The organism is Streptomyces sp. NPDC047000 (genome assembly GCF_040644295.1).
Lineage (GTDB): Bacteria > Actinomycetota > Actinomycetes > Streptomycetales > Streptomycetaceae > Streptomyces.
In genome coordinates this window covers 18105-35148 of sequence record NZ_JBEYWE010000039.1, presented here as the reverse complement: position 1 = coordinate 35148, position 17044 = coordinate 18105, and the positions used below count along the sequence as shown (strand labels likewise).

General features: G+C 71.5%; 15 protein-coding genes and 2 tRNA genes. 11 read left to right on the top strand and 6 right to left on the bottom strand.

All coding sequences use genetic code 11. The features are described from left to right. Positions 1-132 precede the first annotated feature (132 nt). From ABZ862_RS35485 to ABZ862_RS35475, 3 genes are read left to right on the top strand one after another with little or no spacing between them, the layout of a single operon-like run. Positions 133-1797, top strand: coding sequence for a TerD family protein (locus ABZ862_RS35485; RefSeq protein WP_360967727.1), 1665 nt, complete (start codon positions 133-135; stop codon positions 1795-1797). An 11-nt stretch (positions 1798-1808) separates the two neighbouring features. Continuing rightward, positions 1809-2489, top strand: coding sequence for an AIM24 family protein (locus ABZ862_RS35480; RefSeq protein WP_360967724.1), 681 nt, complete (start codon positions 1809-1811; stop codon positions 2487-2489). An 18-nt stretch (positions 2490-2507) separates the two neighbouring features. Then, positions 2508-3263 carry an AIM24 family protein gene (locus tag ABZ862_RS35475; RefSeq protein ID WP_360967721.1) on the top strand — a complete coding sequence of 252 codons (756 nt, stop codon included), beginning with the start codon at positions 2508-2510 and terminating at the stop codon, positions 3261-3263. A 115-nt stretch (positions 3264-3378) separates the two neighbouring features. Here ABZ862_RS35475 and ABZ862_RS35470 read toward each other — a convergent pair whose 3' ends face one another. Further along, a complete protein-coding gene (locus ABZ862_RS35470) occupies positions 3379-3900 on the bottom strand; it encodes an NUDIX hydrolase (RefSeq protein WP_360967718.1) in 522 nt (173 codons plus the stop codon). Then, positions 3897-5357, bottom strand: a complete 1461-nt coding sequence (locus tag ABZ862_RS35465) for a zinc-dependent metalloprotease (RefSeq protein ID WP_360967715.1) — start codon at positions 5355-5357, stop codon at positions 3897-3899. The genes ABZ862_RS35470 and ABZ862_RS35465 overlap by 4 nt, the downstream gene beginning before the upstream one ends. A 193-nt stretch (positions 5358-5550) precedes the next feature. On the opposite strand from ABZ862_RS35465, the gene ABZ862_RS35460 reads away from it, so the two are divergent. From ABZ862_RS35460 to ABZ862_RS35445, 4 genes are all read left to right on the top strand, one after another. Beyond that, the gene (locus tag ABZ862_RS35460) at positions 5551-6663 is read left to right on the top strand and encodes an SDR family oxidoreductase (RefSeq protein ID WP_360967713.1); all 1113 of its coding nucleotides are present in this window, start codon (positions 5551-5553) and stop codon (positions 6661-6663) included. A gap of 92 nt (positions 6664-6755) precedes the next feature. After that, positions 6756-7217 carry a molybdenum cofactor biosynthesis protein MoaE gene (locus ABZ862_RS35455; RefSeq protein ID WP_360967710.1) on the top strand — a complete coding sequence of 154 codons (462 nt, stop codon included), beginning with the start codon at positions 6756-6758 and terminating at the stop codon, positions 7215-7217. A 147-nt stretch (positions 7218-7364) separates the two neighbouring features. After that, complete coding sequence (locus ABZ862_RS35450) at positions 7365-7529, top strand: hypothetical protein (protein ID WP_360967707.1); 165 nt, start codon at positions 7365-7367, stop codon at positions 7527-7529. 62 nt (positions 7530-7591) lie between these two features. Next, entirely contained in the window at positions 7592-8689 is a 1098-nt protein-coding gene (locus ABZ862_RS35445) for a PDZ domain-containing protein (protein ID WP_360967704.1), read from the top strand. A 58-nt stretch (positions 8690-8747) separates the two neighbouring features. Here the strand turns inward: ABZ862_RS35445 and ABZ862_RS35440 are convergent, their stop codons facing one another. Then, positions 8748-9290 carry a PPA1309 family protein gene (locus ABZ862_RS35440; RefSeq protein WP_360967701.1) on the bottom strand — a complete coding sequence of 181 codons (543 nt, stop codon included), beginning with the start codon at positions 9288-9290 and terminating at the stop codon, positions 8748-8750. Between the two features lie 164 nt (positions 9291-9454). Here ABZ862_RS35440 and ABZ862_RS35435 point away from each other — a divergent pair, with 164 nt between their 5' ends. From ABZ862_RS35435 to ABZ862_RS35420, 4 genes are all read left to right on the top strand, one after another. Further along, a complete protein-coding gene (locus ABZ862_RS35435; RefSeq protein WP_360967787.1) occupies positions 9455-12406 on the top strand; it encodes a UPF0182 family protein in 2952 nt (983 codons plus the stop codon). 44 nt (positions 12407-12450) lie between these two features. Further along, a tRNA-Met gene (locus ABZ862_RS35430) sits at positions 12451-12524 on the top strand. 302 nt (positions 12525-12826) lie between these two features. Then, complete coding sequence (locus ABZ862_RS35425) at positions 12827-14728, top strand: tetratricopeptide repeat protein (protein ID WP_360967698.1); 1902 nt, start codon at positions 12827-12829, stop codon at positions 14726-14728. Positions 14729-14868: 140 nt separating this feature from the next. Beyond that, positions 14869-14942, top strand: a tRNA-Met gene (locus ABZ862_RS35420). An 83-nt stretch (positions 14943-15025) separates the two neighbouring features. Here ABZ862_RS35420 and ABZ862_RS35415 read toward each other — a convergent pair. The 3 genes from ABZ862_RS35415 to hisN all read right to left on the bottom strand — a co-directional run bounded on the left by ABZ862_RS35415 (position 15026) and on the right by hisN (position 16931). Beyond that, the gene (locus ABZ862_RS35415) at positions 15026-15439 is read right to left on the bottom strand and encodes a Fur family transcriptional regulator (RefSeq protein WP_360967695.1); all 414 of its coding nucleotides are present in this window, start codon (positions 15437-15439) and stop codon (positions 15026-15028) included. A gap of 129 nt (positions 15440-15568) precedes the next feature. Then, positions 15569-15961 (bottom strand): CBS domain-containing protein, encoded by a 393-nt coding sequence (locus ABZ862_RS35410; RefSeq protein WP_360967692.1) that lies wholly within the window; start codon positions 15959-15961, stop codon positions 15569-15571. A 169-nt stretch (positions 15962-16130) separates the two neighbouring features. Further along, positions 16131-16931, bottom strand: a complete 801-nt coding sequence (gene hisN, locus ABZ862_RS35405; RefSeq protein WP_360967690.1) for a histidinol-phosphatase — start codon at positions 16929-16931, stop codon at positions 16131-16133. Positions 16932-17044 lie beyond the last annotated feature (113 nt).

Sequence of the window (17044 nt, the reverse complement as noted above, 5' to 3'; positions counted from 1 at the left end):
TCGCCCGATGCCGTACGACACGGCTGAGCGCGGATTGTGTACCGGGTCTGTACCGGACTTCGTCGGGTTCCGGTGTTTGCGGTTAGCCTGGCGCGACGCACTCGCATTCGGGATGGGGGACGGTCGTAACGCATGCCCAGGGAATTCCAGCGCGGCCACAAGGCCAGGATCAGTGACCTCACCGCGGGCACGGATCTGTACGTAGGCGTGCAGATCTCCGCCCCCGGGCTGTCCTTCGACATCAGCTGCTTCGGCCTCGACGCCGGTGAACGGCTCTCGGACGACCGCTACTTCATCTTCTTCAACCAGCCCAAGTCCCCCGAGGAGTCGCTGCAGCTGCTGGGCGCCCAGGCGGGCGACACGGAGTCCTTCCGGGTGACGCTCGACCGGATCCCGCCGCAGATCCACAAGCTGTCGTTCACCGCGACGATCGACGGCGCCGGGCAGATGTCCCAGATCGGCCCCGGATACCTGCGGATCGTGGCGGGCGGCGAGGAGGTGGCCCGGTACTCCTTCAGCGGCTCGGAGTTCACCACCGAGCGGGCCGTGATGCTCGGCGACCTCTATCTCAAGGACGTCTGGCGGTTCGCGGCCGTCGGCCAGGGCTTCGACGGCGGCCTGGAGGCGCTGCTGAAGAACTTCGGCGGCGAGGTCATGGAGGAGGAGGCGCCCGCCCCGGCTCCCGCCCCGCAGACCGGCGCCGTTCCCGGCTTCGCCGCGCCGTCGCAGTCCGCCGCGCCCCCCGCGTTCGGCGCGCCCGCGGCCCCGCCCGCTCCGGCCCCCGCGCCGCAGGGCTTCGCGCCCCCGGCCGCACCCACACCGCCCCCGGCGCCCGCGCCCCCGGTGCACGCCGCCCCGACGATCATCGCGCCCCTGGCCCCGCCCGGCATCGGCACGGTCCCGCCGCCCGCCCCGGCCCCCGCGCCCTACGGCCGGCCCCAGCCGCCGTACGGCCAGCCGGCCCCCGGTCAGACTCCGCCCGCGCCCCCCGGTTACGGGCAGCCCCCGGCTCCGCCGGCACCCCCCGGTTACGGGCAGCCCGCACCCCCGCCGGGCTACGGCCAGCAGCCGCCGTTCGGCCAGGTACCCGGCCAGCCCGGCGGCTACGCGGTCCCGCAGGGCGCGCCCCAGGGCGGCGCCGGTGTGACCGCCGCGCTCCAGAAGTACAGGGAGACGCCCACCGGACAGCGCTGGACCCTGCAGAACGGCAAGCTCGTCCGGGTCGACCTCGGCGTGGGCGGCCAGCCCGTGCTGGCCAGGCAGGGCAGCATGGTGCTGTACCAGGGCAAGGTCGACTTCGGCTACAAGGGCGCGGGCTTCGCGGGCCGTATCGTCGGCAACGCCACCGGCCAGGAGATGCAGCTGATGCGCTGCACCGGCCAGGGCCAGGTGTTCCTCGCCGAGAACTCCGCCCATCTGCACCCGGTCGAGCTCCAGGGCGACGCGATCTGCGTCTCCGCCGAGAACGTCCTCGCCTTCGACGAGACCCTCCAGTACGAGGTCCGCCGTATCGAGGGACACGGCATCCCCGGCGGTGCCCTGTTCACCATGCAGTTCCAGGGGACCGGCACGATCGTCGTCAAGACGCACGGCACGCCCGTCGTCCTGCCGGTGACGCCGACGACGTTCGCCGACTGCCAGGCGGTGGTCGCCTGGTCGGCCGCCTCCCAGGTGATCGTCTCCAGCCAGGTCCGGATGCGGCGCAACGCCTACCCCGGCGACACCGGCGAGAGCGTCAACCTCCAGTTCCGGGGCGCGCCCGGCAACTTCATCGTCGTCCAGCCCTACGAGATCTGAGGGAGCCCGTCATGACCCAGCCGCTCGCGGGCTACGCCCCCGCCCCCGTCACCGCCCGCATGGAGAACCACGGCAGCCACATGCTGAAGGTCGCCATGCAGTCCGGCAGCGATCTCCTCGCGCGCACGGGCTCGATGATCGCCTACGAGGGCTTCGTCCAGTACGAGCCCAACCCGCCGGCCGTGCGCCAGATCGCCCGTGACTGGCTCACCGGCGAGGGCGCGCCCCTGATGAAGTGCTCCGGCGACGGACTGCTCTATCTCGCCGACTACGGCGCCAACGTCGTCGTGATCAACCTCAACGGCGACGGCATCTCCGTCAACGCCACCAACCTGCTCGCCTTCGACGCCCATCTGACGTGGGGCGTGGAGCGGGTCAAGGGCCTCGCCAAGTTCGCCGGGCAGGGTCTGTGGAACACCAAGATCTCCGGGCAGGGCTGGGTGGCGCTGACCTCCCGCGGCGAGCCCATCGTCGTCGACTGCGGCGGCGGCGAGGACGAGACGTACGTCGACCCGGACGCGCTGGTCGCCTGGTCGCCGAACCTCAAGGTGAAGGGCAAGCGCAGCTTCAAGGCGCAGTCACTGATCGGCCGGGGCAGCGGCGAGGCCTTCCAGATGGCCTTCTCCGGTCAGGGCATCGTCGTCGTCCAGCCCAGCGAGGACAGCACCGACCGCCTCCGGTTCCGGGGCTGAGGGGGAGCAAGGATCACCATGCAGAGCCCGCTTTTCGCCTTCAACGACGCCCAGACCCAGGACCGCTGGAGCCTGCAGAACAAGCAGATGCTGCGCGTCGCGCTGGGCGGTCACGACGACATCCTCGCCCGCAAGGGCACCATGGTCGCCTACCAGGGACTCGTCGAGTTCGACGCCGAGTACCGCAGCAACGGTCAGGCACGCGCGCGTGCCCACACCGGCGAGGGACTCGACCTGATGCGCTGCCACGGGCAGGGCACCGTCTACCTCGCCAACCTCGCCCAGTACGTCCATGTGATGGACGTCGAGCAGGACGGGCTCACCGTCGACAGCAGCTATGTGCTGGCGATGGACTCCTCCCTGCACCACGAGGTCATCGCCGTCGACAGCCTCTACGGCATCTCCGGGTCCGGGAAGTACCAGCTCAACATCAGCGGGCACGGCAAGGTCGCCCTGATGACCTCCGGCGCGCCGCTGCTGATGCAGGTCACCCCGGACAAGTACGTCAACTGCGACGCCGACGCCATCGTCGCCTGGTCCACCGCGCTGCGGGTCCAGATGCAGGCCCAGACGCACTCCAGCGGGGTGTGGCGCCGCCGGGGCAACACCGGAGAGGGCTGGGAGCTGAGCTTCATGGGCAGCGGCTTCGCGCTGGTGCAGCCCAGCGAGCTGCTGCCGCCGCAGAACGCGGTGATCGGCCAGGGCGTCGCCGCCCAGTTCGGCATGGGGCAGCAGGGCGCGCGCGGCGCCAACCAGGGCAACGCCTGGAGCTGAGCCGTCGGCCTGACGGCGCGGCCGGAGAGGTAAGGGGTGCCTGCCCGTGCGGGCGCCCCTTACGTTCGCCCCGCCCCGCCGCGTCGCCGCTGCCTGCGGTCCGGCACCCGGCGGGTCACAGCCGGGCGCGCGTCGCCTCCAGCAGCCGTACGACGGACTCGTCGGCCACGTCCGGGACCTCGCCGTAGGGGAACCAGCGCACGTCCAGCGACTCCTCGCTGACGGCGTGCACCGCGCCGGGCGGGGCGAGGGCCGCGTACTGCACGTCGTAGTGCCGGTGGCAGGGCGGCGGGATCGGATGCCGGTCCAGGCGCACCGGGCCGCCCGGCAGCAGCGCCAGGCCCGAGACGCCCGATTCCTCGGTGGCCTCGCGCAGGGCGGCGTCCGCCAGCGTGCCGTCGCCCGGCTCGCAGTGGCCGCCCGTCTGGAGCCACATCCGCAGCTTCCGGTGCAGCGTCAGCAGCACCCGCCCGCGCACCGGGTCGATCACCAGGGCGCTGGCCGTGACATGCCCGGCGCCGCAGGACTTCCACACGCCGTCCGGGTGGGCCGCCAGATGGTCCAGATAGTCCTGGCGCAGCGCGTCCTGGCCCTCGTGGTTCTTCAGCACGAGGACCGCGTCGTCGTACAGGTTCACTCGGTGCCGTCGCCCCCGTCGGCCTTGCCGTGCCCCTCGCCGCCCGTGTCGCCCTCGTCGTCCTTGCGCAGGTCGGGCTTGGAGCCCTGGCCCGACGCCGCGTCGCCGAGGAGCTTGTCGAGCTCGGAGAAGTCCAGCTGCTCGCGGTGCACGAAACCGTCCGGATCGTCCAGGTCGGAGGCCGTGGGCAGCATGTCCGGGTGGGCCCACAGGGCGTCCCTGCCGTCCACCCCGCGCGCGTCCGTGAGCGAGGCCCACAGCCGGGAGGCGTCGCGCAGCCGGCGCGGGCGCAGCTCCAGACCGATCAGGGTGGCGAACGTCTGCTCCGCGGGACCGCCCGTCGCCCGGCGGCGGCGCAGCGTCTCGCGCAGCGCGTCCGCGGACGACAGACGCGGCTTCGCGGCAGCGTGGACCACCGCGTCCACCCAGCCCTCCACGAGCGCCAGAGCCGTCTCGAGACGGGCCAGGGCCTGCTTCTGCTCCGGGGTGTCCTCCGGCTGGAACATGCCCTGCTGGAGGGCGTCCTGCAGCTGCTCCGGGTTCTGCGGGTCGAACTGGCCGACCACGTCCTCCAGCTTGGCCGTGTCGACCTTGATCCCGCGCGCGTACCCGTCGACCGCGCCGAACAGGTGCGAGCGCAGCCACGGCACGTGCGCGAACAGCCGCTGGTGGGCCGCCTCACGCAGCGCGATGTAGAGCCGCACCTGGTCCTTCGGCACGCCGAGGTCCTTGCCGAAGGCCTCGATGTTGACCGGCAGCAGTGCCGCCCGGCCCGCCGGGCCGAGCGGCAGCCCGATGTCGGTCGAGCCGACGACCTCGCCCGCGAGCACCCCGACGGCCTGCCCGATCTGCGTGCCGAACATGGCGCCGCCCATCGAGCGCATCATGCCGATCAGCGGGCCCGCCATGGCCTGCATCTCCTCCGGCAGGACCTCGCCCATCGCGGTGCCGACGCGCTCGGCGACCGGGTCGACCAGCTCCTGCCAGGCGGGCAGGGTCGCCTCGACCCACTCCGCACGGCTCCACGCCACGGCGGAGCCGGAGCCCGACGGCAGCGCCGTCACGTCGTCCAGCCACAGGTCGGCCAGGCGGACGGCCTCCTGCACCGCGGAGCGCTCGGCGGGACCGGTGCTCGCGTCCTTGACGCCGTCAGGGGTGCCCTGGGAGACCGTCTGGCGGGCGATCTGCTTGGCCATGTCCCAGTTCACCGGGCCGCCCTCGTAGGAGAGCATCTGGCCCAGCTGCTGGAACGCGGCGCCCAGATCGCCGGGGTTCAGCGACCCGAACATGGCGGCGAGCGGATTGTCGGCGCCGGGGCCGCCGGCTCCGGACAGCCCGAAGCCGAACGGGTTGGCCGGTCCCTGCCCACCGCCGCTCTGCTGGTCCTTCTTCTTGCCCTCGTCGCCGTCGTCCGGCTCCTCCGGCGGAAGGCCGAATCCGAATGGGGTGTCACTCACGGGATTCCTCGGCTGGTTAAGGCCACCGGTTCTCTCCGGCGGCTCGGCTGCCCTGCAACACCACCCAGCGTAGACACCCGGACCCGTTCGGGCCTCGGTGCTTCGCCGACACTCGGCCTGCGGCAGGATGGATGTCACCTGGTACGTACGCGTCACTCGCGCCCGTATTGACGACAACCGCTGGAGACGCCCGGTGAGTTCCCCAGATCCGCAGGTTCGCGCAGCGCGAAACCACTCAACCACGCCCGCCGTGCGCGGGCCCGTCGTCGCGGTCACCGGCGCGGCGACCGGTGTCGGGGCGCTGCTCACCGAGCGGCTCGCCGCCTCCGGCGGGATCAAGCGGGTCGTCGCGATCGACGAGCGGCGGGGCGAGTGCGAGGCGGCTCAGTGGCACATCCTGGACGTGCGCGATCCGGCCATCGCCGACAAGCTGCGCGGGGCGGACGTCGTGGTGCACCTGGCGCTCGACCTGGACCTGGAGACCGATGCGGCGGCGCGCACGGCCTACAACGTGCGTGGCACGCAGACCGTGCTGACGGCCGCCGCCGCGGCCGGGGTGCACCGGGTGGTGCTGTGCACGTCGGCCATGGTCTACGGGGCGCTGCCGGACAACGAGCTGCCCCTGTCGGAGGAGGCCGAGCTGCGGGCGACGGCCGAGGCCACCGGGGTCGGTGACCTGCTGGAGATCGAGCGGCTCGCCCGGCGCGCGCCCCGCGCGCACCCCGGCCTCAATGTCACCGTGGTGCGTCCCGCTGTCCTCGTCGGCGGCACCGACACCGCGCTGACCAGGTATTTCGAGTCGCCCCGGCTGCTGGTCGTCGCCGGGTCGCGGCCCGCGTGGCAGTTCTGCCACGTGGAGGACCTGTGCAGTGCCCTGGAGTACGCCGTCCTGGAGAAGGTCGACGGGGAGCTGGCGGTGGGCTGCGACGGCTGGCTGGAGCAGGAGGAGGTCGAGGAGCTCAGCGGGATCCGGCGGATGGAGCTGCCGTCGGCGGTCGCCCTGGGCGCGGCGGCCCGGCTGCACCGTATCGGGCTGACCCCCTCCCCGGCCGGTGACCTGGCCTACACGATGTACCCGTGGGTGGTCAGCGGGAGCCGGCTGCACGACGCGGGCTGGCGGCCCGGCTGGACCAACGAGGAGGTGCTGGCGCAGCTGCTGGAGGAGGTCGCGGGCCGGCACACGGTCGCGGGCCGGCGCCTCGGACGCAAGGACGCGACGGCCGCGGGCGCGGCGGGCGCCACGGTGGCGCTGCTGGGCGCGGCGGCCGTCGTACGGCGTGCGCGCAAGGCGCGGCGGCGGATCTGAGCGCGGCGGACGGCCGCTTTCCCGCCGGGCACGCGCGCGCGTGCGGCGCGCGAACGTTTCCCGCGCTCCCGGGTGTGGGGCACGATGGACCCATGGCATCCCTCAACGACCATCCGGGCGAGCAGGCCGCACAGGACCCCGTCAAGCTGATCGCCATCCGTGAGACCGCCCTCTCCGTGGACGAGGTCTTCCAGGCGGTCGGGGACTCCGCGGCCGGTGGCATCGCCCTGTTCGTCGGAACCGTCCGCAACCATGACGGAGGCGCCGACGTCGACGAGCTCGGCTACTCGAGCCATCCCGGCGCCGAGGCGGAGCTGCGGCGTGTCGCCGAGAAGGTCGTCGCCGAGTACCCGGTACGCGCGCTGGCCGCCGTCCACCGGGTGGGCGACCTGAAGGTGGGGGACCTCGCCGTCGTCGTCGGCGTGTCGTGCCCGCACCGGGCGGAGGCGTTCGAGGCCTGCCGGAAACTGATCGACGACCTCAAGCACGAGGTGCCGATCTGGAAGCACCAGAGGTTCTCCGACGGCACGGAGGAGTGGGTGGGCGCCTGCTGAGCCCCCTCGCGCCCCGGTGCGCCCCTCTCCGCGGTCTCCGAGGTCCTCCGCTTGCGTAACCGCGTCCCTGGCGTGCGCGTTGTCGTTGCTGATGTTTAATCTGCTGATCAGTAAGTTCGCAGTGACGTGTGGGGTCGGGAGGTCGGCATGGCGGCGCTCACCTGGCTGCTGATTCCGTTTGCGGCGGCGGTCGGTGCGGGAGTGTGGGGCAGTTGGGCCAACAGGACCCGCAAGGCCCGCAGCGACGGACCCGAGCTGGACGGGTACGCCCGGTTCCGCGAGGCCATGGAGCGGACCCGCTCCGGCACCTGAGGACGGCCGGGGAGGAACGGCCCTGACGGCACTCCGACAGAAACGTCCCGTACTGTCGTGCCATGCCACGCCGCACCGCGACGATGCTCGCCTCCACCCTCATGCTGATCGCGCTCCTGTGCGCGGGAGTGCTCATCCCCGTGCCCTACGCGGAGATGTCCCCGGGACCCACGGTGAACACCCTCGGCGAGCACGGCGGCGCGCCGGTGCTGCAGATCTCCGGACACAAGACGTACGCCACGAGCGGTCACCTGAACATGACCACCGTGCGCGTCACCAGCGCCGACTACCGGATGAACCTGATCGAGGCGCTGTACGGCTGGCTCGCGCACGACACCAAGATCGTGCCCCACGACACGCTCTACCCCGACGGCAAGACCGAGGAGCAGTCGACCCAGGAGAACGCCGAGGAGTTCAGCCAGTCCCAGGAGAGCGCCAAGGTCGCGGCCCTGAAGGAGCTCAAGATCCCGGTCAGGTCCTGGGTGATCGTCTCGACGGTCGTCAAGGACTCCCCGGCCGAGGGCCGCCTGCACGCCGGTGACGTGATCAAGGCCGTGGACGGCGCGGCCGTCGACCAGCCCTCGGACGTCGCCAAGCTGGTGACCAAGCACAAGCCGGGCCAGCAGGTCGTCTTCACCGTCGTCCCCGCCAAGGCGCAGGCGGCCGCGGAGAAGGCGAACAGAACGGCGACGAAGACCGAGAAGGTCACGATCACGACCGCGACCTCCCACGACACCGGTGCCGAGCGGGCCATCGTCGGGATCTCCGCCGGGACCGACCACACCTTCCCGTTCAGCATCGACATCAAGCTCGCCGACGTCGGCGGCCCCAGCGCCGGACTGATGTTCGCGCTCGGCATCTACGACAAGCTCACCCCGGGCAGCCTCACCGGCGGCACGTTCGTCGCCGGTACCGGCACCATCGACGACGACGGCAAGGTCGGCCCCATCGGCGGCATCGAGATGAAGACGGTCGGCGCCCGCGACAAGGGCGCCCGGTTCTTCCTGACCCCCGCCGAGAACTGCGCGGCCGCCGCCAAGGACACCCCGAGCGGGCTGCGGCTCGTCAAGGTCTCCACCATCGACGACGCCATCGGCGCCCTCAAGGACATCCGCAGCGGCGACACCGCCGCCCTCCCGAAGTGCTCGGCCAAGGGCTGACCCCCCCGCACGGCGGCTGACGCCCCTGGGACAGCCGGCCGCCATGGAACGGCAGGTGCTAGTCCTCGAACGTCGTGGAGAGCGCGTCCGCGAGGCCCGGTACCAGGTCGGGGCCCGTGAGGACGTCCGTCGCCGCGTCCTTGTCGCGCAGCCTGAGCGCCGCCTCACGGGTGCCGTCGCGCAGCACCGCCACCGTCATGCGCACCTCCTGGCGCTCCGGGTGCCCGGCCACCCACGAGGCCAGCCGCGCCCCGTCCAGGCCCTGCGGCACGGACGCCTCGGCGGACGGCGGCAGCATCAGCCGCTCCACGGTGAGTGCGCAGCCGGCCACCGCCTCCGGCCAGGCGATCGTGCCCAGGAACTCGTCGAGCGGCTTGTCCGTTGGCACTTCGTCCTGCTCGATCGGGGTGAGACCGGTGACCACCGGCTCGTCCTCCAGACCGAGCTGGGCCGCGAGCGCGGGTTCCTGGGACCGCAGGTGCGCGGTGTCGACGAGGGCGAAGAGGCGGGCGGGCTGGTCCCAGCCGAGGCCGGAGGCGTACTCGTCGATCTCGAGCACGGCCCGGGTGAGCGGGGTGGCTGCCATGGGAGTGTTGGACATGGTCACAATCCTGCCTCGTTCCGGACCGGAACCGGGAACCGGTTAAACGGTGAGTAAGTTGCATAGGTGAGGCCCCCCGACCCCGGGGGGCCGCGGACGGTCCACGAACCCGAGGACCTGACGGATCGACAGCGAACTTCGAGGTGCGCACCTTGGCTTTCCAGATGCCGGACCGCGGCGGAGGCCCCACGGGGCCGCGGATCAGAGTGGGACGACCGTCCCGGCGGGCCCGGTCCCTGCTCATGACGCTGGGCGTCCTCGCCGTCCTCGGCATGGCGTTCACCATGTTCGCGGGCTTCTGGACCGACTGGCTGTGGTACCGGTCGGTGCACTACTCGTCGGTGTTCACCACCACCCTGTGGACCAAGATCGGCCTGTTCTTCGTCTTCGGCCTGCTGATGGCGGTCTCGGTCGGTGTCAACGTCTGGTTGGCGCACCGGCTGCGGCCCCCGCTGAGCGCCATGTCGATGGAGCAGCAGAGCCTCGACCGGTACCGGATGGGCATCGCGCCGTACAAGAAGTGGCTGCTGCTGTCCGTCACGGCCCTGGTCGGGCTGGTCGCGGGCGCCTCCGCGTCGAGCCAGTGGCGGGTCTGGCTGATGTGGGTCAACGGTGTGCCCTTCCACCAGAAGGACCCGCAGTTCCACCTGGACGTCGCCTTCTACGCCTTCGACCTGCCCTGGTACCGGTTCCTGCTGGGTTTCGGATTCGCGACCGCGATCCTCTCGCTGATCGCCGCGGCCCTCACCCACTACCTCTACGGCGGGCTGCGCCTGACCAGCCCCGGCGCGCGCGCCACGGGCGCCGCCACCGGACATCTGTCGGTGCTGCTCGGGATCTTCGTCGCCCTGAAGGCGGTCGCCTACTGGCTCGACCGGTACGGCCTCGCGGTCAAGTCGAGCGACTTCAAGGCCACCGGCAACTGGACGGGCCTGCGCTACGTCGACGCCAACGCCTATCTGCCCGCCAAGACGATCCTGTTCTTCATCGCCGTCATCTGCGCACTGCTGTTCTTCGCCACCCTGTGGCGGCGCACCTGGCAGCTGCCCGTCATCGGCTTCGGCCTGATGGTGCTCTCCGCCATCCTCATCGGCGGCCTGTACCCGGCGATCGTCCAGAAGTTCCAGGTCCAGCCGAACGAGCAGGCCAAGGAAGCGCCGTACGTCAAGAAGAACATCGACGCCACCCGCACGGCGTACGGGATCGACGACGCGACGGTGTCCGACTACGCGGGTTCCAGCAGCACCAAGGACAAGACGCAACTGCGCGACGACGCCGACACGGCCGCCAGCTACCGTCTGATGGACCCGAACATCGTGTCGCCGACGTTCGAGCAGCTCCAGCAGGTCCGCAACTACTACGGGTTCCCGTCCAACCTCGCCGTCGACCGCTACAAGATCAACGGCAAGGACCAGGACACCGTCATCGGTCTGCGCGAGCTGAACCTGAACGGCATCCCGAAGAAGAACTGGATCAACGACCACTTCCGCTACACCCACGGCTACGGCGTGGTCGCCGCCAAGGGCACCGAGGCGGACTCCGAGGGCCGGCCGGTGTTCACCGAGTCCGACCTGCCGTCCACGGGTGAGCTCGGCACGTACCAGCAGCGGGTCTACTACGGCGAGAAGACCGACACGTACTCCATCGTCGGCGGTCCCCAGAAGGAGATCGACTACTCCGACGACAGCGGCGAGAAGACCACCAGCTACCAGGGCACCAGCGGGGTCAGCCTCTCCAGCCCGATCAACCGGGCGGCGTACGCGGCGGCGTTCAACGAGCCGCAGATCCTCTACTCCGGCGCCATCGGCAAGGGCTCACGGATCCTCTACAACCGCACGCCCAAGCAGCGTGTCGAGGCGGTGGCGCCCTGGCTGACCATCGACGGCGTGGCCTATCCGGCGGTGGTCGACGGGCACATCCAGTGGATCGTCGACGCGTACACCACCACCAACGGCTATCCGTACGCCTCCCGCACCACGCTCGGCGACACCACCACGGACTCGCTGACCGCCGCCAACAACCAGCGGGTGGTGGCCCAGCAGAACCAGGTCAACTACATCCGCAACTCGGTGAAGGCGACCGTCGACGCGTACACCGGCGAGGTCAAGCTCTACCAGTGGGACACCGAGGACCCGGTCCTGAAGACCTGGATGAAGGCGTTCCCCGGCACCGTCGAGCCCAAGAAGGACATCTCGCCGGCGCTGATGGACCATCTCCGCTACCCGCAGGACCTGTTCAAGGTCCAGCGCGAACTGCTGACGCGCTACCACGTCACGGACGCGCAGACGTTCCTCAGCGGCAGCGAGGTGTGGCAGATCCCGGACGACCCGACCAACAAGTCGGGCGACGCGGTGCCGCCGTACTACCTCAGCCTCAAGATGCCCGGTCAGCAGTCCCAGGCGTTCTCCCTGACGACGACCATGACACCGAACGGCCGGGACAACCTGAGCGCCTTCATGTCGGTCAACGCCGAGGCGGGCACCGGAGGGTACGGAAAGATCACCATTCTCAAACTGCCCACGGGCAGAACCGTCGACGGCCCCAAACGGGTGCAGAGCCAGTTCAACTCGGAACCGTCCATCGCCGAGTCCATCCGCCTGCTCAGAGGCGGTGACTCGGACATCGAGTACGGCAACCTGCTCACGGTGCCGCTCGACGGCGGACTGCTCTACGTCGAGCCGGTCTATGTGCGCGGCGGCGACCTCAAGTACCCGCTGCTGCGCAAGGTCCTGGTGACCTACGGCGGCAACACCGCCTTCGAGGACACCCTCGACGCGGCGCTCAACAAGGTCTTCGGAGTGGACGGTTCGACGACCACGCCACCGGACTCCGGCACCAGCAACCCGCCGGCGTCCGGCAACCCGACGGTCCGCCAGGCGCTCAGCGACGCCCAGAAGGCCTACGACGCCGGTCAGCAGGCCCTGAAGGACAACGACTGGGCCGCCTACGGCAAGGCCCAGAAGGACCTCCAGGACGCGCTGAAGCGGGCCGAGGAGGCACAGGCCGCGGCCGACAAGGCGGCCGGCGGCAGCAAGAAGTCCGGCAGCAGCGGTTCGGGCGGCAGCTCGAGCCCCAGCGCCAGTCCCAGCCCGAGCGGGAGCGCGGGCAGCGGCTGATCACAGGGCACACCCCGCGCCGTGATACGGTTCTTTCACAACGGCGCGGGGTGGAGCAGCTCGGTAGCTCGCTGGGCTCATAACCCAGAGGTCGCAGGTTCAAATCCTGTCCCCGCTACTGAATGTCGACGGCAGTGATGTCCGAACGACGCCGAAGGCCCGGGTCCCTCAGGGACCCGGGCCTTCGTGCTGTGTGCGTCCGGGTGCGCCTGCCGCGTAAAGGAGCGGGAGGCGGCGGTCGCCGAGGTGGTTTGAAACGTGCGACACGTGCCACGAGTTGGCGACGGGACCGTCGTGCCGCCGTGTCGACAAGGGAGTTGTGTGTTTGACTTGTCTCTCTGTGGGCATGTCGACAAAACGCTGTAGTGACCTCACTGGTTGCGGTATACCAGGTGTACCCCGGTTGCGGGTGGTGCGACGATGGACGTTATGGGGGACAAGGCAACTCTGTTCGAGACGGGGCGGTTTGTGCAGCCTTCCGATCGGGAGGAGACCCGGGACGAGACCGGGCAGGTGGCCGACGAGGCCGTCGAAGAGGTGCGCCGGCGACTCGCCGCCGAGAAGGGTGACGTCGAGGCGATGAGCGTCCTCGGGGCCATGCTGCTGCGCCGCGGTGATCTCGACGGTGCCGAGCCCCAGCTGCGGGCCGCCACCGCCGCGGGCGACCGGGCCGCCGCCAACAACCTCGGAGTCCTCCTCCACCAGCGCGGCTACGCAGACGAGGCGGCCGGCTGGTGGCGCGTCGCCGCCGTCGCGGGCTCCGCGGCGGCCGCCCACGCCCTCGGCCGTCACCACCGGGAGCGCGGCGACGAGCCCGCCGCCGAGTACTGGCTGCGTCAGTCCGCCGAGCAGGGGCACACGCTCGGCGCCTACGCGCTCGCCGATCTGCTGGAGCACCGCGGCGACGCCGGGGCCGAGAAGTGGATGAGGGTCGCCGCCGAACGCGGGCACCGGGAAGCGGCGTACCGGCTGGCCCGCGCGCTCGACCGGCGTGCCGGCCGGGAGACCGGAGCCGGTACCGGAACCGGAACCGCCGTCGGCGTCAGAAGTTCCGGGGCGCCTTCCGGAACCGGCTCCAAGACGGGTGCCAAGGCCGGTTCCCGGGGCCCCGCCGAGGCCGAGCAGTGGTACCGGCAGGCCGCCGCTCGCGGCCACCGGCAGGCCGCGCTGCAACTCGGCGTGATCCTCGAACGGCGCGGCGAGCTCAGGGAGGCCGGACGCTGGTACCTCACGTCCGCCAAGGACGGTGACGCGCGCGCCGCCTGCGCCCTCGGGTTCCTGCTGCGTGACGCGGGCGACCTGGAGAACGCGTTCGTCTGGTGGCTGAGGGCCGCCCAGGACGGCGACGGCAACGCCGCCAACGCGCTGGGCGCGCTGCACGCCCAGCGGGGCGAGACCCAGACCGCCGAGCGGTGGTACCGGGCGGCCATGGACGCCGGGGACGACAACGGCGCGTACAACCTCGGGCTGCTCTGCGCCGAGCAGGGGCGGACCGCGCAGGCCGAGCAGTGGTACCGGCGCGCCGCGTACGCCGGGCACCGCGAGGCGGCCAACGCGCTCGCCGTCCTGCTGCTCCAGGGCGGCGACACCACCGGTGCCGAGCCCTGGTTCTCCAAGGCGGCGGAGGCGGGCAGCGTCGACGCCGCGTTCAACCTGGGCATCCTGTACGCCGGGCGGGGCACCGAGCGGGAGACCGCGCTCGCGCTGCGCTGCTACGAGCGCGCGGCCGCCGCCGGTCATACGGAGGCCGCGCTGCAGGTCGGCATCGCCCGGCTGCGCGAGGGCGACGAGCGGGAGGCCGAGCGGTATCTGCGGTGCGCGGCGGGCGGCGGGAGCGCCGAGGCGGCGTACCGGCTGGCCACCGTGCTCGACGCCCGGCGCCCCCCGGCGCCCGCGCACGAGCTGGGCCACGCGGTGTACGAGAAGACCGAGTGCGAGGAGTGGTACGAGCGGGCCGCCTCCCAGGGGCACCGGCGGGCGCAGGTCCGGGTCGGGATGCTCGCCGCGGCACGGGGCGACGTGGTCGAGGCGGCCCGCTGGTACCGGCAGGCCGCGGACGCCGGGTCGCGCAACGGCGCGTTCAATCTCGGGCTGCTGCTGGCCCGGGAGGGCAGCGAGCCGGAGGCGGCGGTGTGGTGGACCCGGGCCGCGAACGCGGGGCACGGACGGGCGGCGTTGCGGCTCGCCCTCGTCTACGCGCGTCGTGGCGAGCTGGCCGAGGGGCAGCGGTGGGCCGACCGGGCGGTGTCCCTGGGGCCGGGGGAGGTGGCGGCGCGGGCGGAGCGGTTGCGGGACGCGTTGCGGTCGGAGCTGACGGCGTGATCGCCGTACCGGGCGCGCCCCGGGGCCGCGCGCCCTCGCCCTTCTCCCCGGGGCGTTGTGGTGTCTGAACTGCGGCTTCCCGGTGTCGGGAAAGCGATTTGCTTCTGTCCGTGAGCGTCACGTAGTGTTCAGTTCATCGACGCGGGGTGGAGCAGCTCGGTAGCTCGCTGGGCTCATAACCCAGAGGTCGCAGGTTCAAATCCTGTCCCCGCTACTGAAGGCCGAGGGCCGGAATCCGATCTACGGATTCCGGCCCTCGGTTCGTTCGTGTTTCCCGCCCCTCCCGCATCCCTGCCTCTACCGTGCGCAGTCGGGGCACAGGCCGCGGTACGTGACCTCCACCTCCGACACCGTGAAGCCGAAGCGTTCCGCGGCGGGGAGGTCGGCCAGGGGGTTGCCCGTCGGGTGGACGTCCTTGATGGTGCCGCAGCGGGCGCAGACCAGGTGGTGGTGCGGGACGTGCGCGTTCGGGTCGTAGCGCTTCGCCCGCTTGTCGGTGGTGACCTCGAGGACCTCGCCGAGCGAGACCAGTTCGCCCAGGGTGTTGTAGACCGTCGCCCGGGAGATCTCGGGAAGTCTGACGACCGCCCGGTGGTGGACCTCGTCGGCCGTCAGGTGGACGTGCTCACCGTTCAGCACCTCGGCCACGACGCGCCGCTGTGCGGTCATCCGCCATCCGCGTCCGCGCAGCCGTTCCAGAAGGTCGCTCATGGAGCGGATTCTAACAGCAGCCAGACCATTTTACGAATAAGTGTCACTTTGGACCAAGTCTAAAGTGGGGGTGGGGGCGGGAGGGGTGCCGGTGGCGGGGCGGACTGCCGGCACCCCTGTTCGGGCTGCTCAGGCCGGTACGCGCTGCCGCGCCGGGGCCCAGCAGCGGATGATGTCGCGGACCGAGACGATGCCGACCGGTTCGTCGCGCTCCAGGACGATGAGGTGACGGAAGCCGCCGTGGGCCATGGTCCGGGCGGCCTCCTCCAGCGTCCAGGACGGGGCCGCGAACACGACCTCGTTGGTGGTGTGGGCGTGGGTGCGCTCGGTGTCGGGGTCCTGGCCGCGGCCCAGGGAGTTCAGGATGTCGCGTTCGGTGAGGATGCCGATCCCGCCCGCGTCCGGGTCGAGGACGACGGCCGCCCCCACCCGGCGTGCGGACATCAGGGTGGCGGCCTGGCGGAGGGTGTGTGCGGGGCCGATGGTGAGGACCACCGTGCTCATGGCGTCGCGGACGAGCATGGGATGGAGCCACCTCCAGGTCGGAAACGTGCCGGACGACCCCCCGGGCCACTCGTGCACGGATTCACAAGTTCACAAGTGGGGGGACTTTCAGAGTGACAGGCAAAGCGGGGGTCAACAAGAGGGCGCGCGTGATCCGCGGAGGGCGTGCGCGCTCACGGGGTCCGGATCAGCTGCGCTGGTTGAGATACCCCAGCAGCTCCTCGTGCAACAGCCCGTTCGACGCCGCCGCGTTGCCGCTGTGCGGGCCGGGGCGGCCGTCCAGGCCGGTGAAGGTGCCACCCGCCTCCGTCACCACGATCGCGTTCGCGGCCATGTCCCACAGCGAGAGCTCGGGCTCCGCGCACAGGTCCACCGAGCCCTCGGCCACCATCATGTAGGGCCAGAAGTCGCCGTACGCGCGGGTGCGCCACACGTCGCGGGTGAGGTCCAGGAAGCCGTCCAGCCGGCCCTGCTCCTCCCAGCCGGAGAGCGAGGAGTACGCGAAGGACGCGTCCGACAGCTTCGACACCCGCGAGACGTGCAGGCGACTGGCGGAGGACAGGCTGCGGCCGCTGAACGCCCCGTGGCCCTTCGCGGCCCACCAGCGGCGGCCCAGGGCAGGAGCGGAGACCAGGCCCACGACGGGCTGGTAGCCGCCCTCCGCGGCCTCGGTGAGCGCGATCAGGGTCGCCCAGACGGGGACGCCGCGCACATAGTTCTTGGTGCCGTCGATCGGGTCGATCACCCAGCGCCGCGGGCCGGTGCCCTCGACGCCGTACTCCTCGCCGATGATCGCGTCCCGCGGGCGGGCCCGCTGCAGCTGGCCGCGGATCAGCTCCTCCGCGGCCCGGTCCGCCTCGGTCACCGGGGTCATGTCCGGTTTGGTCTCGACCTTCAGGTCGAGCGCCTTGAAGCGTTCCGTCGTCGCGGCGTCGGCGGCGTCCGCCAGGACGTGGGCGAGACGCAGGTCGTCGAGGTAGTCCGGCATGGGAGGAACCGTATCGGGCCAGGTCGCCGCCGGGCCACTCCGTGGGGGGCGGGGTACCGCGTGCGGGGCGGTGCGGCGGGGGTGGGGACGATGGGTGCGGGGGAGTCGTGGTG

What these genes read in the sequence shown, in the direction of transcription:
- ABZ862_RS35425 (WP_360967698.1), top strand. Translation starts at nt 12,827, where the DNA reads ATGGACGTTATGGGGGACAAGGCAACTCTGTTCGAGACGGGGCGGTTT.
- ABZ862_RS35455 (WP_360967710.1), top strand. Translation starts at nt 6,756, where the DNA reads ATGGCATCCCTCAACGACCATCCGGGCGAGCAGGCCGCACAGGACCCC.
- ABZ862_RS35415 (WP_360967695.1), bottom strand. Translation starts at nt 15,439, where the DNA reads ATGAGCGACCTTCTGGAACGGCTGCGCGGACGCGGATGGCGGATGACC.
- ABZ862_RS35410 (WP_360967692.1), bottom strand. Translation starts at nt 15,961, where the DNA reads ATGCTCGTCCGCGACGCCATGAGCACGGTGGTCCTCACCATCGGCCCC.
- ABZ862_RS35485 (WP_360967727.1), top strand. Translation starts at nt 133, where the DNA reads ATGCCCAGGGAATTCCAGCGCGGCCACAAGGCCAGGATCAGTGACCTC.
- ABZ862_RS35440 (WP_360967701.1), bottom strand. Translation starts at nt 9,290, where the DNA reads ATGTCCAACACTCCCATGGCAGCCACCCCGCTCACCCGGGCCGTGCTC.
- ABZ862_RS35450 (WP_360967707.1), top strand. Translation starts at nt 7,365, where the DNA reads ATGGCGGCGCTCACCTGGCTGCTGATTCCGTTTGCGGCGGCGGTCGGT.
- ABZ862_RS35475 (WP_360967721.1), top strand. Translation starts at nt 2,508, where the DNA reads ATGCAGAGCCCGCTTTTCGCCTTCAACGACGCCCAGACCCAGGACCGC.
- ABZ862_RS35480 (WP_360967724.1), top strand. Translation starts at nt 1,809, where the DNA reads ATGACCCAGCCGCTCGCGGGCTACGCCCCCGCCCCCGTCACCGCCCGC.
- ABZ862_RS35435 (WP_360967787.1), top strand. Translation starts at nt 9,455, where the DNA reads ATGCCGGACCGCGGCGGAGGCCCCACGGGGCCGCGGATCAGAGTGGGA.
- hisN (WP_360967690.1), bottom strand. Translation starts at nt 16,931, where the DNA reads ATGCCGGACTACCTCGACGACCTGCGTCTCGCCCACGTCCTGGCGGAC.
- ABZ862_RS35445 (WP_360967704.1), top strand. Translation starts at nt 7,592, where the DNA reads ATGCCACGCCGCACCGCGACGATGCTCGCCTCCACCCTCATGCTGATC.